This window comes from Mesorhizobium sp. C089B, from assembly GCF_030323125.1.
GTDB lineage: Bacteria > Pseudomonadota > Alphaproteobacteria > Rhizobiales > Rhizobiaceae > Mesorhizobium.
Window position 1 is genome coordinate 3,980,580 of the sequence record NZ_CP100469.1, and the last position, 14,116, is coordinate 3,994,695.

Genomic DNA, 14,116 nt, shown 5'->3' on the forward strand with positions numbered 1-14,116 from the left:
CGCTATCTGACCTTGACGACGACCTTGCCCTTGGCGCGTCCTGTTTCGACGTAAGCCAGCGCCTCATTGGTCGCTTCAAAAGGAAAGACCCTGTCGACGACCGGGCGAATCGCCCCATCTTCGATGAGGGACGTGATTTTGCTCAGTTGCTCACCTTGCGCCGACATGAACAGGAACGAAAATCCCACGCCCCGGCGCTTGGCTTTGGTCCTGATACCACGGCTCAGCAGCCGCAGCAGCAGCCTTAGCACCACGTTCAGTCCCTGTTTCCTGGCAAATTCGGGATCCGGAGGACCGGAAATCGAGATGAGCTTCCCACCCGGTTTCAGCACAGTCAGGGATTTCTCAAGCGTCTTGGCGTCCTGGCTGTTCAGGACGACGTCGTAGCCCGACAGGATTTTCTCGAAGTCGTCCTTCCTGTAGTCGACGACGACATCGGCACCGAGATCCCTGACCAGATCGTTGCTTGCCGCGCCCGCTGTTGTCGCAACGATCGCGCCGAGGTGCTTTGCCAACTGGATGGCGAATGTCCCCACGCCGCCGGAGCCAGCCTGGATGAAGATCTTCTGGCCTGTCTTCAGACCCGCCCTCTCGATGAGAGCCTGCCAGGCGGTCAGACCGACCAGCGGGATCGAGGCCGCCTCTTCCATGCTGAGGTTCGCCGGCTTCAGCGCCACGTCGGCTTCATCGATTGCGATGAATTCGGCGAATGTCCCGATCCGGCCGTCGCGCGGCCGCGCATAGACGGCGTCGCCGGGTTTGAATTTGCGGACTTTCGAGCCCACCCTGACAACCCTCCCGGCAACGTCGTGACCGAGGATGAAGGGCCGGCGATAGGGAAGGACGAGTTTGAATTCGCCGGTTCTGATTTTGGAATCCAGCAGGTTCACCCCGGCGGCATGGACCTCGACCAGGACGTCATTGTCCAGCAGCTCCGGCTCCGGCATCTCGGCCAGCCGCAAAATGCCTTTCTTGCTATATTTATCGACAACGAATGCCTTCATGGCAGTGACTTTCTGAGAGTGTCCGTTGGTGTGCCGTTTGTGTGTGAAATTCTCCGTCCCACCGTTGTTCAGACCGGCAGGCGGAACTGCTTGCGCAAGGTCTTGTCGAACATCTCCGCGGGGGCGAAGCGGCGCAGCAGGCTGACCTGGCGCGCTGCCTTCCCTGCGGTATAGCGCCGTCGCGGACGGGCGTCGGTCGCTGCCTTGACGACCACATCCGCCACCACTTCCGGCCGGTCGGCTTTGGGCATCACATCGGCAAGCAGCGCCTTGAGACCGGCGCGCGCCTGATCGTAGTCCTTCAACAGGGAATCCGGCTCCATGCCGTTCTGGTCGAAGACGGTGCGCACGAATGCCGGCTCGATGACCGAGACGCGAATGTTGAAGGCGCGAACCTCATGATCGAGCGATTCCGAATAGCCCTCCAGCGCGTGCTTGACCGCCGAGTAGTGCGCTGAGTATGGCGCGGGCACCAATCCCAGAATCGAGCCGATGTTGACGATGCGCCCTTGGCCGCGGCGCCGCATCGACGGCAACACCGCATTGGTCATGCGCATGACGCCGAACAGATTGACGTCGAACAGAGCCTGCACCTGTGCGACCGAAGATTCCTCGGCACCGCCAAGCAGGCCGACACCGGCATTGTTCACCAGCAGATCGATACGACCGGTCTGGGCCAGCACGGTTGCAACGAGGGCGCTGACGGACTCCCCGTCGGTCACGTCGCAGGTCAGCATGGACACCTGCGCCGGGCCGTTGCCGGCCTTGCTGCGGCTTGTCCCGAAGACGGTATACCCCGCCCGCGCCAAGGCCTCGGCACTGGCGCGGCCGATGCCCGAAGAGGCTCCGGTCACGACTGCGGTTCTTCCCGAAAGGGTACTCATTTGATACTCCACAGACATGAGGGCTAGCTTTTTGCCGTTGATTGAATTATGATCGTAATATCACATTACACCTATAATGCAATAGCAGAAAGGAAGAGCGCCATGCGCTACGAAAAGGGCCGAAAGGACGCCTCTCGCGATCGCATCGTCGAGGTCGCAGCCCAGCGTTTTCGCGGTGACGGCATCGCCGCGTCCGGACTGGCAGCCATCATGGGCGACGCCGGACTGACGAACGGAGCCTTCTATCCGCATTTCCAGTCCAAGGCGGAGCTTGTGCGTGAAAGCCTTGTAGCGGCACTGGAGGCCCAGTCGCAGCAACTGCAGGAGGTATTGGCAGCCGGTGGTCCGGAGATGGGCATAGCGGCGTATCTGTCAGCTGAGCACCGGGACAATCCGGGAGCCGGCTGCGCGTCGGCCGCCCTGTTGCCGGAACTCGCGCGTCAGCCGCCCGAAACGCGCCAAGTCTACACCGAACGCTTGCTGGTTTTGGTGCGCCAGTTGTCTGCAGCGCTTCCGCAGGCCAGGGATCCGGAAGGCGTTGCCACGGGCGTCTTTGCGACCCTCATCGGCGCGCTTCAACTGGCCCGCGCGGTGGCAGGGACCGAATTGTCGGATCGCTTCCTTGCGGCAGGAGCAGATGCCGCGCGCAGGCTGATCCAGCCACGTGACGGGGAGAAGGCATCCTAGAGGTCGGTGGCGGCAGCGGCAAAGGGCAGCCCTGACATCGTCCTCGGGTCGCACACAGGAAGGGCCGGCTTTTGGAGGCGGGCCGAACCGGTATTTCGCTCCGATTCAATCGGGTCTAACGCAGATGCCTGAGCTTGTCGGGATTGCGCATGACATAGACGGCCGCGATCTTCCCGTCCTCGATGTCAAGCGCGGTCGTCTGCAGTTCGCCATCGGCCTCCCGCGTGACGAACCCCGGCAGTCCATTGACGAAGCCGATGCGCACCAGCGTCGAGCGATTGTCGCGCAGCCAGGCCGCGACTTGCGCGTATTGCTTCATGACGGCGTCGAAGCCCAGCACCGGCGCCAAAGCCGCCGGACGCTTGCCGCCGCCATCGGCATGAGCGCTGACATCTTCCGTCAGCAGCGCGCCGAGCGCCTGCATGTCGCCGCTGCGCGATGCCGCGAAAAAGGCTTCGGCGATCTCCAGGCCACGCTGCTTCTCCACCTTGAAGCGAGGCCGCGCCTCGCGGACATGGCCCCGTGCGCGAGCGGCAAGCTGGCGGCAGGCGGCTGAATCGCGCTCGATGGCGGTCGCGACCTCCTCGAATTCCAGCCCGAACACATCGTGCAGCAGAAAGGCCGCCCGCTCGAGCGGCGAAAGCCGCTCCAGCGCCAACATCAGCGGCAAGGTGACATCTTCAAGATCGTCCTCTTCGACGATCGGCTCGGGCAGCCAAGGGCCGATATAGGTCTCGCGCTGGCGCCGCGTGGATTTGAGCTGGTCAAGGCAAAGCCGCGTCACCGTGCGGCGCAGGAACGCTTCTGGCTCGCGAACCTGCGAGCGGTCGGTCCCCATCCAGCGGATGAAGGCATCCTGCACGACATCCTCGGCGTCGCTCACCGAGCCCAGCATGCGATAGGCGACCCGCATCAGCTTCGGACGCAGCGGGCCGAAGCCCGCTGCCGCGTCGTCGGGTGCCGTCGCCGTCATCAGGCCGCCTTGGCGCTGGCGCGTATCGTTGCTGCGTCGGTGTAGAGCCCGAAGCCAACGGCGATGCGGTTCCAGCCATTGATGATGTTGATCAAAACGGTGAGCTTCACCTGCTCCTCCTCGGTGAAATGCGCCTTAAGATCATCATAGGCGCTTTCGCGGTCCTGTCCTTCCGAGAGGCGCGTCAGCGCATCGGTCCAGCCGAGCGCGGCACGCTCGCGGTCGCTGTAGCAGGGCGCTTCGCGCCAGGCCGGCAGCAGATAGATGCGCTGCTCGGTCTCGCCATTCTCGCGCGCTTCGGTGGCATGCAGATTGATGCAGTTGGCGCAGCCATTGATCTGCGACGCCCGAAGCTTCACCAGCTCGTTGAGGCTGTGCTCGAGCCCGGCGGCGACGGAGAGTTCGGTCGATTCGCGCTGCCACTGCTTGATCAGCGCAGGGGCGGCGGCGAAGAGGTCGATCTTGGCGGTCATGATTGCAGTCCTTGTGTTGGGTACGCCATCATGACGAGACAAGACCGGCCGGTGTGACATTCAGGCTGGATTTTTTCGAAGGTGCTTTCCCGGCGCGTTCAATCGTCTTTGATCAGCACGATCTTCGCCGGATCGAAATCGATCCCGACCATCGTCCCTTCCGCCACGGCGGGTGTGACATCAGGCGATGTCGCGAACAGTTCGACCGCCGGATCGCTGATCGCGATCCGGTATTCCATGTGGGCGCCGAGATACGAGCTCTTGACCACCCGGCCCTTCATGGTGCCCGCTGCCTGGCCGGGCAAGATGCGCACGGCATTCGGGCGTACAGCGAGCATCGCCGGCCCCGGAGCGTTACCGCGACCCGGCATGTCGAGCAGCAAGGGTCCGACCTTGACCCTTGCACTGGTCGCATTGCTGGAAAGCACCTCGACGTCGAGCAGATTGGCGTCGCCCATGAAGTCGGCGATGAAACGGTTGGTCGGCTCGTTGTAGAGGTCGCGCGGCGTGCCGTCCTGGGCGACGCGAGCGGCGTTCATGACGATGATGCGGTCGGAGACGGCGAGCGCCTCTTCCTGGTCATGCGTGACATAGACCATGGTCAGCGCCAGATCTTGCTGGAGACCGCGGATTTCGTCGCGCACCCGCCGGCGCAGCTTGGCGTCGAGATTGGACAGCGGCTCGTCGAACAGCAGCACCTTCGGCTCCAGTACGATGGCGCGCGCCACCGCGACGCGCTGCTGCTGGCCGCCGGACAACTCGCTCGGCTGGCGCTTCTCGTAGCCGGACAGGCCGACAAGCGACAGCTTTTCGGCGGCGCGCTCGGCTGCCTGCGCCTTGCCAAGCCCCATCGCCCGCAGGCCGTAGCTAACATTCTCCATCACGTTCATGTGCGGGAACAGCGCATAGGACTGGAACACCATGGAGACATCTCGCTCGGCGGCGGACAGCAAGGTGACGTCCTTGTCGTCGATCAGGATGCGCCCGGTGCTGGTCTGTTCCAGCCCGGCGATCAACCTGAGCGTCGTCGTCTTGCCGCAACCCGAGGGCCCGAGCAGCGTCACCAGGCTGGCCGGCGCGATGTCGAAGCTGACGTTGTCGACGGCGGTCACCGCGCCATATTTCTTGGTGACGCCCTCGAACCGCACGGCCGGCCTGTCCGTGACAACCGGGGCAGCATTCTTCGCCGTCTGATCCACGCCGCTTCTCCCCATCAGATTGCCGCCACGACGGCTTCCGGACCCGCACGGCGCCGGCCGAGCCGGCGTTCGCCGACCAGCAGCTGGATGCCGATGAGGATGACCATCATGACGACGATCATCACCGCCGAATAGACAATCGCGATGCCGTATTCGCCGACATCTGCGCGCCCGACAATGTAGACCGTGGCAAGGTTGAACCGGCCGCTCGCCAGGAAGATGACGGCGCTGACCGCCGTAACCGCGCGCACGAAACTGTAGATCATCGCGGTCACGATCGCCGGCTTCAGGATCGGCAGGATCACCCGCCGCAAGGTGGCGAAGGATCGCGCCCCAAGCGTCAGCGATGCCTCGTCCAGGCTCTTGTCGATCTGTCCGAGATTGGCGAGCCCGGCACGGATCGCCACCGGCATGTTACGGAAGATGAAGGAGATGACGATGATCAACCCGGTACCGGTCAACTGCACCGGCGGCACGTTGAAGGCAAGGATATAGCTGACGCCGATCACCGTGCCGGGAATGGCGAAACTCATCATGGCCAGGAACTCGAACATGGTACGCCCGGCGAAACGCTGCCGGTCGAGCAGATAGGCCGTCAGGATGCCGAGCGCCGCGGTGAACGGCATCGCCACCAGCGCCAGGCCGATGGTCATCAGCAGCGACGGCCAGGCCGAGCCGCTGAAAAACCAGCCATTGACGCCTTTCTCGATCGAAAAGGCGGTGATGAAATATTGGAGCGTCGGCGTGTTGTCGCGCCCGATCGATTGCACGAAACCGCCGCCCAGGATGATGCCGTAGACCACGATGGTCAGAACCAGCCACGGAACGACGGTGGCGTAGCAGCCGATCCGCAAGGCCTTGGGCAGCGTCGCCGGTACACCGCCATCGCCCTTGCCTGCAACGGTGACGTAGCTGCGGCTGCCGATCCAGCGGCGCTGGATGACGAAGGCTGCCAGCGTGAACATCAACAGCACGATCGCCAGCACCGCCGCGCGGCCCTGGTCGTGCGCCGCACCGACCACTGCAAAGAAGATGTCGGTCGACAGCACGTTGAAGTTTCCGCCCAGCACCAGCGGATTGGCGAAATCGGCCATGCTCTCGATAAACGAAATCAGGAAGGCGCTGGCCAGCCCCGGCCGGATCAACGGCCAGGTGACGGTGCGAAATGTGCGCCAGCGGCTGGCGCGCAGGGTTTGTGATGCTTCCTCCATGCTTGGGCTGACGCCTTGCAGCACGCCGACCAGAACCAGGAAGGCGATCGGCGTGAAGGCCAGCACCTGCGCGATGGTGATGCCGGCCATGCCGTAGATCCAGCGGCTGCGCGGAATGCCGAGATGCACCGACATGAGGTTGGTGACGATGCCGGCGCGGCCGAACAGCAGGATCAGCGCCAGGCCGATGACGAAGGGCGGCGTGATGATCGGCAGGATGGACAGGCCGCGCAGCAGCCATTTGGCCGGCAGCTTGGTGCGAAGCGCGATCAGCGCCAGGGCCAGGCCGAGCGCCGTGCAGAAAAAGCCGACGAGGACTGCGATCGCCACCGTGTTCCACGCCACGCCGCAGGAGCCCTCGCCATAGAGGCAGCGCAGGCTCCATATGTTGGCGCTGAAGATCTTATCGAAGAACAGCGCCGGCACGACATTGTCGTCATTGTCCTTGATGGCCGAGGTGAGGATCGACAGCAGCGGATAGGCGACGAAAAGGATCAGCGAAGCAATCACGATTGAGAGCGAGCCGACGACGAAACGGTCGCCCTTGCACCAGCCGCGCGCGGCGAGCGCCTCGGCGATGAACATCAGCATCGCCACGGCATAGAGCGTCGCGCCCCAGCCGAGCCCCGGCTGTATCGGTCCCGGCGTGCCGGCGATCCGGGTAAGCAAGCCAAATCCCCAGCCCGAATGGATGATGGAAAAGCCTTCGATGGCCAGCCACAGCAGGCCCGCCGCGCCTGCAACCGCCAGGCTCTTGGGGTTGTTGCGCGCCACCAGCCAGCTCGCCAGCAGAAGCGGCAGAATGAGGGGCAAGAGCCAGAGCCGGCCATCAAGGACCAGCAGTATGGCCGGCGTCGCATCCGCCGGCTGTGCCAGCCAGTCGAACGACAGGAAGCCGCCTTCGACCTTGTACCAAGGCAAGAGCACGAAGCTCGCCCACGCGGCCATCACCCACGCGAGCGCGCTGCGTCCAGGAGCGGAACTGACCATGGAACCGGCCGCGGCCATTCAATGTCTTTCTGTGCCAAAGGATGGTGCGCCGGCTGCCGCGAGGGGCAGCCGGCGATCAGATGCTAGAGTGAGCGCAAAAGAACGCGCTCAGCCGCCATTGCGGACCTCATCGGTGAACTTCTTCAACAGCCGCTTGCGTTCGGCCGACGAGCCGTATTTGGCGAAGTCGTAGTCGATCAGCTTGATCTTCGAGAGGTCCGGCGCCTCGGGCGGCACCGGCGTGGCGGTGTTCGACGGGATCTGGAAGCTGCCGTTCGGCGCCGCGAGCTTCTGCGCGTCCGGGCTCAGCGCCCAGTCGTAGAATTTCTGCGCCTCTTCGGCATGCTTGGCGCCCGTCACGATGCTCATCGAACCGATCTCGAAGCCGGTGCCTTCGCAAGGCGACACCACCTTCACGGCAGGGTTCTGTTTCGCGGCATTGATCACGTCGTGCTGGAAGGAGATGCCGATCAGCGTCTCGCCCTTGCCGACGGCGAGCGCCGGCGCGGCCCCTGCCTTGGTGTATTCGGCGATGTTCTTGTTGAGCTGCTTGAGATAGTCGAATGCCTTGTCCTCGCCCATCAGCTGGACGATGGTGGCAAGCATGGTCCAGGCCGTACCCGATGAATTCGGGTCGGCCATCTCGATCTCGCCCTGGAATTCCGGCTTGACCAGATCGGCCCAGCACGCCGGCGCGGTCAGCCCGCGCTGCTTCAGATCTTCCTCATTGTAGCCGTAGCCGAGCGCACCGAGATAAATGCCGACCGTGCGGTTCTTCGACCTGTCGGCCTGCTTCAGCGCCCAGTCGCGCAGGTTTGCCAGTTGCGGCGACTTGTATTCCTGGGTGAGGCCCTCTTCCGCCGCCTGCAGATGCGGGTCGCCGGTGCCGCCCCACCAGATATCGGCTTGCGGATTGTCCTTCTCGGCCCGGAGGCGGGCGTAGATTTCGCCGGCGCTCATGCGGGTCATGTCGACGCTGACGCCCGTCTCCTTCTGGTAGGTGGTCGCCATCGCCCGGCACCAGGCCTCGTCGACGGCGCAATACATTGTGAGGCTCCGGGCGGCCGCCTGGGCGGCACTCGCCAATCCGAACAAGGCCAGCGCCGCGCCAAGGCCAAGCCAGGCGGCGCGCAAGCCTTGCTTACTGTCAAATGTCTTCATCGATATTCCTCCCTGTCTTCTCACTGGAAACGATCTACCCGTCGTCGAGCGGCACTCCGATCACCTGGGACAATGTCGCCGCAACGCCGGGTGCTGCCGCTAGCACGGGATTGCCCTTCGCCATGCCGTCGCCGTCGAGGAACCGGTTCACACGGCCGCCGGCCTCCTCCACCAGCAGCAATCCGGCCAGGCAGTCCCACGAATTGATGTGCAGCTCGGCATAGGCATCCGAGCGGCCGTCGGCCACATAGGCCAGCCCAAGCGCTCCGGAGCCGGAGCGCCGCACATTGGCGCCGAGTGCCCAGACAAGGCTCACCTTGTCCAGATAGTCGCGATTGGGAATCCTGGGCGACCAGCCGAACTCGACAAAGGCGCGGTCGAACGCTTGCGTCGGCGACACATGGATCGGCGCGCCATTGCGCGTCGCGCCCTGCCCGCGACGGGCAAAGTACGTTTCGCCGATGGCCGGATTGGCAATGCCGCCGATCTCGCTGCGGCCGTCCTCGACGAAAGCTATCGAAATGCAGAAATGCGGAATACCGCGCATGAAATTGGCGGTGCCGTCGATCGGGTCGACGACCCACATGCGGGCAGAGCCGATGCCACCGCCTTCCTCGCCCAAAAACCCGTCCTGCGGAAAAGCGTCTGCCAGCGTCGCGCGGATGTGCTCCTCGACCTTGCCGTCGGTTTCAGTGAGAAAATCCTGCGGGCCTTTCATCGCCACCGGCTGGACGGCGCCCTGCCGGGCATAGCCTTCCATCGCCAGTTGCCCGGCCGTGACAAGCAGTTTCCGGCAGACCTCGGCACGCCTGTCCATCTCGGCTTCGGACAGCCGGTCCGCCTTCGAATGCGCCGCCGCCCTGCTCATGCAGCCGGTCCGGACAGTCGCGCCCTCAATGCCGTCTTCGGCGAAATGGACAGGGTATTCCTCCGATGCCACTCTTGAGCCCGCTTGTATTGCACGGCTGTGCAAAGCTGTTGCATTCCGCCATGCCTGTCAAGTGCGGTGGGTGGCAATGGCAGGAGAGTTGCATTACATTGCACGGGCGTGCAAAGAATCACGAAAACAGCAGCGAGAGCGTTCGCTTGACGGTTCCGAGAATCCGCACCGGATTTTCCAGCGCCCAGCAGGTTGCCGACCTCGCCGGGGTTTCACGCTCGGCCGTGTCACGTACCTTCACGCCCGGCGCTTCCGTTTCCGGGGAAACCCGCGAGCGAGTGATGCTGGCGGCCGAGCAACTCGGCTATCACGTCAACCATCTGGCTCGCGGCCTGATGCGGGCCTCGACCGGCATTGTCTGCCTCATCGTTGCCGATGGCGACACGCCCTATCATGCCCGCCTGCAGAAGGCGCTGACCCAACATCTGCGGGACGCCGGCAAAATGGCCATGGTGTTCAACACCTCCGGCCCCAGCCACCATGTCGACCAGGCGTTGCGCAACACGCTGAACTATCGCGCCGATGCGAGCATCGTTCTGTCCGGCTCGCCGCCGCAGTTGCTGATCCGCACCTGTCTTGAGAACGGCCAGCGGCTGGTGCTGATCAATCGCGATGACCGCTTCGACGGCCCGCACAATATCGGTGTCGACAACGCTGCAGCCGCAGAGGCAGCGCTGCATGCCTTCATCCGGGCCGGCTGTACCCGCCCCGCCCTGGTGACCTCGGCTGCCGGCACGCCCAGCCTGCTCTCCCGCGAAACCGCCTTCCTTACCGCCGCGCAGAAGGAAGGGCTGGAGGTGACCGTGTGGCGCGAGGGCCGCACCGGCTATGCCACCGGAGCCGATGGCGCCAGGCGGCTCTTTTCCGGCCGGCAGCGGCCGGATGCGGCGTTCTGCGTGACCGACCTGATTGCGTGCGGCTTTCTCGATGCGGCCCGCCACGAGTTTGGCATCAACGTACCCCGCGATCTCTGCGTCATCGGTTTTGACGACATCGAGCAGGCCGACTGGGCCTCTTACCGGCTGACGACGTTCTCGCCGCCGATCGAGGAGATCGCCAGGCGCGCCGTGCGGCTCGCGACCGGCGCGCGGGAGGAGGCTGGCAGCCGCCTGATCTGCCATGCGCCCATGGTCTGGCGCAGCACGGTGAGGCCGGGCCAGGGCTGATGCGAAACATGTGTCGGTCAAGACGGGAAACGTACTGATGTCCAAGAAAAAGGCCAGGAAGACCCGCCAGGCGGCAAGACCGGTGGAGATAGCTGTAGGCCCCGAAATCCGGAGCATGATGCGCAAGTTCGGCCTGACCGAGGAAGAAGCACTGCGCATGATGCGCGAATGCGATGCCACCCTCTATGGCGCCAACTCCGGGCACGTGCAGCCAGGATCTTGACGGCCCGCCAGGCGCGAACGGAATTTTAATGTAAATCAAGCGTAATCCCGACCGTTAAAATGATGCGTATGTGTTGGGGTTGCGCATGCCGGAATATTCTTTCTTCATCCGCTCGATCCGGATCCGCTACATCTCGGGATTGCTCATCTTTGCGCTGGCTTCCACCGCGGTGATGTTTGCGCTCAATCGCGTCAATTCCTTCCGCCACGACATCGACGCGCTGAGCAGCAATCTCGTCGTCTTCACCCGCGACCTGCGCAACGCCTCCAGCTTTGCCGAAACCGCCAGCACGACCTGGCGCACCGAAACCCGTGACGGCCTTGCCGCCGCAGCGCGCGGCCATTCGCAACGCCTGACCAGCGAGATCGAAACACTGTCCGCGGAGTTGGCCGCGATCAAGCCGAGCCTGTCGGCCAAAACGCTGGACGAACTCTCGTCGGCCGCCGTCAACGGCGACCTGTTCTGGTCGTCGCGCGACATCGTGCGCAACTTCAACCTGATGTCGGCGGCGCAACAGACCGACGAATGGAGTTCGCGCGAAATCCTCAACCAGAACGACCTGTTCGTCCAGCCGATGCTGGTGCGTGTGCGTACCGCCATGGATGGCGAACGCCATCTGGCCGACGCCTCCAGCGACAGGCTGCTGTTGTGGGCAAGCGGCCTTCTGTTCGCGGTTCTTGCCATCGTTGCCCTCTGGATCTTCCGGCCGATGGAAAATGCGATCCGCCGCGCCTTCACCGAATCCGCCGCATCCTTGTTCAAGGCCGAAGCGGCCGACCGCGCCAAATCGGAATTCCTGGCCAATATGAGCCATGAGATCCGCACGCCGATGAATGGCGTGCTGGGCATGGCCGAACTGCTCGCCAAGACCGAGCTTAACGCGCGCCAGAAAACCTTCACCGAAGTCATCGTCAAGTCCGGCAATGCGCTGCTCACCATCATCAACGACATCCTCGATTTCTCCAAGATCAATGCCGGTCAGCTGACGCTCGATCCTGCACCCTTCCGGCTTGCCGAAGCGGTCGAGGACGTGGCCACACTGGTGTCGGCGCGCGTCGCCGAAAAGAACCTCGAGCTGATCGTGCGTGTCGACCCGCGCCTGCCTGCCCATGTCGTCGGCGATGCCGGACGGTTCCGTCAGATCGTCACCAATCTGCTCGGCAATGCGGTGAAGTTCACCGAGAAGGGCCATGTGCTGATCGATGTCGGCGGCGAGGTGGTCGACGGCATGGTCCAGCTCAAGGTCCGCGTCGAGGACACAGGCATCGGCATTCCTGCCGAGAAGCTCGAGAACGTGTTCGAGAAATTCGCGCAGGTCGACGGCTCGTCGACGCGCCGCCATGAAGGCACCGGCCTCGGCCTTGCCATCGCCGCCCGCCTCATCGACCTGATGGGCGGCAAGATCGGCGTCGAAAGCGAGATCGGCCGCGGCTCGGTGTTCTGGTTCGCCGTGCCGCTGCCGGCGCATCAGCAGGACACGCGCAACGAGGTCGTGCCGGTCGATGTCACCGGCGCCCGCGTGCTGGTCATCGACGACAACCCGGTCAACCGCGAGATCTTGCTGGAACAGCTCAGAAGCTGGAGCTTCGACTGCGCGGCCGCCGAAAGCGGCGCCGTCGGCCTCGCCTTTCTAGACCGGGCCAGCCAGCTCGGTGCTGCGGTCGACTGCATCATCCTCGACTACCAGATGCCCGGCATGAACGGCGCCGATGTCGCCAAGGCGATTTCCGCCGACAGCCGTCTCTCCGCTATCCCGGTGGTGCTGCTGACCTCCGTCGACCAGGTCGATTTCGGCAAGATGGTCATCGATTTCGGCATCGCCGCGCATCTCACCAAGCCGGCGCGCTCGGCCGTCCTGCTCGGCACCGTCATCTCGGCAATCCAGAAAGCGCGGGCCCAGATCGGCAAGGCCCAGTTCGTTCGCGAGCCTGTTGTTCCGCAGGCGGCACCCGTGACGCCACCCGCCTTCACCGTCATTCGCGGCCCGGCAATTCCGGCGGCCACAGTGCCTGAATCGATCGCCACGCCAAACGGCCCGATCGATATTCTGATCGCCGAGGACAATGACGTGAACCAGCTGGTGTTCGGCCAGATCCTCAATGGGCTTGGCCTCAGCTACCGCATCGCCAGCAATGGCCGCACGGCCGTCGAGATGTACCGGGCGCTGCGACCGAAGCTGATCCTCATGGACGTCTCCATGCCGGAGATGAACGGCTACGAGGCGACCCGCGCCATCCGGGCGGCGGAGGCAGCGAGTGGCAATCACACACCAATCATCGGCGTCACCGCGCACGCACTGAAGGGCGACCGCGACAAATGTATCGAGTCCGGCATGGACGACTATCTACCCAAGCCGGTGTCGCCCGACCGTCTCGGCAGCAAGATCGGCACATGGCTCAGCGAAACGGTGGCGGTAAAGAGGGCTTGATCAAATCGCCGCGTCCAGATGATAGCGGCGCATCCAGTCGAGGCTGGTCTCGTCGGAGAGCTTGGCGACGCCCGGCTTTACGTCGGCGGCATTCGGCGCCGGAACGCCCAGGGCCTTGCAGATGGATGACAATGCCGCTGCCGGATCGGCTGACAGGCGCTCATAGCCGATGCGCAGCGGGACGATCCCCTGCTCCGCGAACCAGACGTTCCAGGCCGCGTCATAGGCTTCGAGTTCGGCAAGCTCGCGCTGGATCCGCTTGAAATCGTAGCGGGGTTCCTGCGGCGGTGCGGCCCGTTCGATCTCGGTTCCGTCGGGCGCGATGTGCCAAAGCCCGGTCTGCTCGGCCTTGATCAGCGACACCGCCTGCGCCAGCTTGTTTTCGCGCGAAAGATGGATGTAGAGGATACGGCCGAAGGCCTTTTCAAAGCGTGCTTTGTCCGATGGCAGGTCTGGGTAGATCCGGTCGAGGATGGCCGAGAGTTCACCCAGGTTCTCCCGCATCAGGCGCAAGCCGAAGACGGCTGTTCCGCCCTTTCCCGCGCTGATTGCCGCCTTGAGGTAGGCGACATCGAAGTCATGCGCGCTCATCGTATCGGGATGCGGCAATTTCCACTCTTCTGCCCATTCCGCCTTGTCCTGCCGCCGGTAGAACGAGTGCGGATCGCCGGCTGTTTTCGTCGAGGCCAGAAGGCCGCACAGCAAGGTGCTTCCGGTTCTCGGCGTGCCGCAGATTATGTAGCCGTCACGCATCTCGGGCTCTGTCGCTTGTCATGG

At 63.9% G+C, this 14,116-nt stretch carries 13 protein-coding genes; 4 read left to right on the forward strand and 9 right to left on the reverse strand.

Going from position 1 to position 14,116, the window contains the following annotated elements; all coding sequences use genetic code 11:
• Nucleotides 1–2: 2 nt before the first annotated feature.
• Entirely contained in the window at nucleotides 3–1,004 is a 1,002-nt protein-coding gene (locus NLY44_RS19715; RefSeq protein WP_023745772.1) for an NADP-dependent oxidoreductase, read from the reverse strand.
• 68 nt (nucleotides 1,005–1,072) lie between these two features.
• Nucleotides 1,073–1,888 carry an oxidoreductase gene (locus NLY44_RS19720; protein ID WP_023806520.1) on the reverse strand — a complete coding sequence of 272 codons (816 nt, stop codon included), beginning with the start codon at nucleotides 1,886–1,888 and terminating at the stop codon, nucleotides 1,073–1,075.
• 102 nt (nucleotides 1,889–1,990) lie between these two features.
• On the opposite strand from NLY44_RS19720, the gene NLY44_RS19725 reads away from it, so the two are divergent.
• Nucleotides 1,991–2,575 (forward strand): TetR/AcrR family transcriptional regulator, encoded by a 585-nt coding sequence (locus NLY44_RS19725; protein WP_023690068.1) that lies wholly within the window; start codon nucleotides 1,991–1,993, stop codon nucleotides 2,573–2,575.
• Between the two features lie 115 nt (nucleotides 2,576–2,690).
• Here the strand turns inward: NLY44_RS19725 and NLY44_RS19730 are convergent, their stop codons facing one another.
• The 6 genes from NLY44_RS19730 to NLY44_RS19755 form a co-directional block, all read right to left on the reverse strand.
• Nucleotides 2,691–3,548 (reverse strand): sigma-70 family RNA polymerase sigma factor, encoded by an 858-nt coding sequence (locus NLY44_RS19730; protein WP_023684011.1) that lies wholly within the window; start codon nucleotides 3,546–3,548, stop codon nucleotides 2,691–2,693.
• Entirely contained in the window at nucleotides 3,548–4,021 is a 474-nt protein-coding gene (locus tag NLY44_RS19735) for a carboxymuconolactone decarboxylase family protein (protein ID WP_023806519.1), read from the reverse strand. The genes NLY44_RS19730 and NLY44_RS19735 overlap by 1 nt, the downstream gene beginning before the upstream one ends.
• A gap of 98 nt (nucleotides 4,022–4,119) precedes the next feature.
• A complete protein-coding gene (locus NLY44_RS19740; protein WP_050588942.1) occupies nucleotides 4,120–5,220 on the reverse strand; it encodes an ATP-binding cassette domain-containing protein in 1,101 nt (366 codons plus the stop codon).
• Nucleotides 5,221–5,234: 14 nt separating this feature from the next.
• Nucleotides 5,235–7,439 carry an ABC transporter permease gene (locus tag NLY44_RS19745; protein WP_023806517.1) on the reverse strand — a complete coding sequence of 735 codons (2,205 nt, stop codon included), beginning with the start codon at nucleotides 7,437–7,439 and terminating at the stop codon, nucleotides 5,235–5,237.
• A 90-nt stretch (nucleotides 7,440–7,529) separates the two neighbouring features.
• Entirely contained in the window at nucleotides 7,530–8,555 is a 1,026-nt protein-coding gene (locus NLY44_RS19750) for an ABC transporter substrate-binding protein (protein ID WP_023806516.1), read from the reverse strand.
• Nucleotides 8,556–8,616: 61 nt separating this feature from the next.
• A complete protein-coding gene (locus tag NLY44_RS19755; RefSeq protein ID WP_023806515.1) occupies nucleotides 8,617–9,450 on the reverse strand; it encodes an inositol monophosphatase family protein in 834 nt (277 codons plus the stop codon).
• A gap of 218 nt (nucleotides 9,451–9,668) precedes the next feature.
• Here NLY44_RS19755 and NLY44_RS19760 point away from each other — a divergent pair, with 218 nt between their 5' ends.
• From NLY44_RS19760 to NLY44_RS19770, 3 genes are all read left to right on the forward strand, one after another.
• Nucleotides 9,669–10,688 (forward strand): LacI family DNA-binding transcriptional regulator, encoded by a 1,020-nt coding sequence (locus NLY44_RS19760; RefSeq protein WP_031195645.1) that lies wholly within the window; start codon nucleotides 9,669–9,671, stop codon nucleotides 10,686–10,688.
• Between the two features lie 37 nt (nucleotides 10,689–10,725).
• Entirely contained in the window at nucleotides 10,726–10,911 is a 186-nt protein-coding gene (locus NLY44_RS19765; RefSeq protein ID WP_023684018.1) for a hypothetical protein, read from the forward strand.
• A gap of 85 nt (nucleotides 10,912–10,996) precedes the next feature.
• Entirely contained in the window at nucleotides 10,997–13,339 is a 2,343-nt protein-coding gene (locus tag NLY44_RS19770; RefSeq protein ID WP_023806514.1) for a response regulator, read from the forward strand.
• Here NLY44_RS19770 and NLY44_RS19775 read toward each other — a convergent pair whose 3' ends face one another.
• The gene (locus tag NLY44_RS19775; RefSeq protein WP_023806513.1) at nucleotides 13,340–14,092 is read right to left on the reverse strand and encodes a Stf0 family sulfotransferase; all 753 of its coding nucleotides are present in this window, start codon (nucleotides 14,090–14,092) and stop codon (nucleotides 13,340–13,342) included. It lies immediately after the preceding gene.
• Nucleotides 14,093–14,116 lie beyond the last annotated feature (24 nt).

Coding starts and splice junctions, on each gene's coding strand:
- NLY44_RS19735 (WP_023806519.1), bottom strand. CDS start 4,021: ATGACCGCCAAGATCGACCTCTTCGCCGCCGCCCCTGCGCTGATCAAG.
- NLY44_RS19730 (WP_023684011.1), bottom strand. CDS start 3,548: ATGACGGCGACGGCACCCGACGACGCGGCAGCGGGCTTCGGCCCGCTG.
- NLY44_RS19765 (WP_023684018.1), top strand. CDS start 10,726: ATGTCCAAGAAAAAGGCCAGGAAGACCCGCCAGGCGGCAAGACCGGTG.
- NLY44_RS19775 (WP_023806513.1), bottom strand. CDS start 14,092: ATGCGTGACGGCTACATAATCTGCGGCACGCCGAGAACCGGAAGCACC.
- NLY44_RS19715 (WP_023745772.1), bottom strand. CDS start 1,004: ATGAAGGCATTCGTTGTCGATAAATATAGCAAGAAAGGCATTTTGCGG.
- NLY44_RS19770 (WP_023806514.1), top strand. CDS start 10,997: ATGCCGGAATATTCTTTCTTCATCCGCTCGATCCGGATCCGCTACATC.
- NLY44_RS19725 (WP_023690068.1), top strand. CDS start 1,991: ATGCGCTACGAAAAGGGCCGAAAGGACGCCTCTCGCGATCGCATCGTC.
- NLY44_RS19755 (WP_023806515.1), bottom strand. CDS start 9,450: ATGAGCAGGGCGGCGGCGCATTCGAAGGCGGACCGGCTGTCCGAAGCC.
- NLY44_RS19720 (WP_023806520.1), bottom strand. CDS start 1,888: ATGAGTACCCTTTCGGGAAGAACCGCAGTCGTGACCGGAGCCTCTTCG.
- NLY44_RS19745 (WP_023806517.1), bottom strand. CDS start 7,439: ATGGCCGCGGCCGGTTCCATGGTCAGTTCCGCTCCTGGACGCAGCGCG.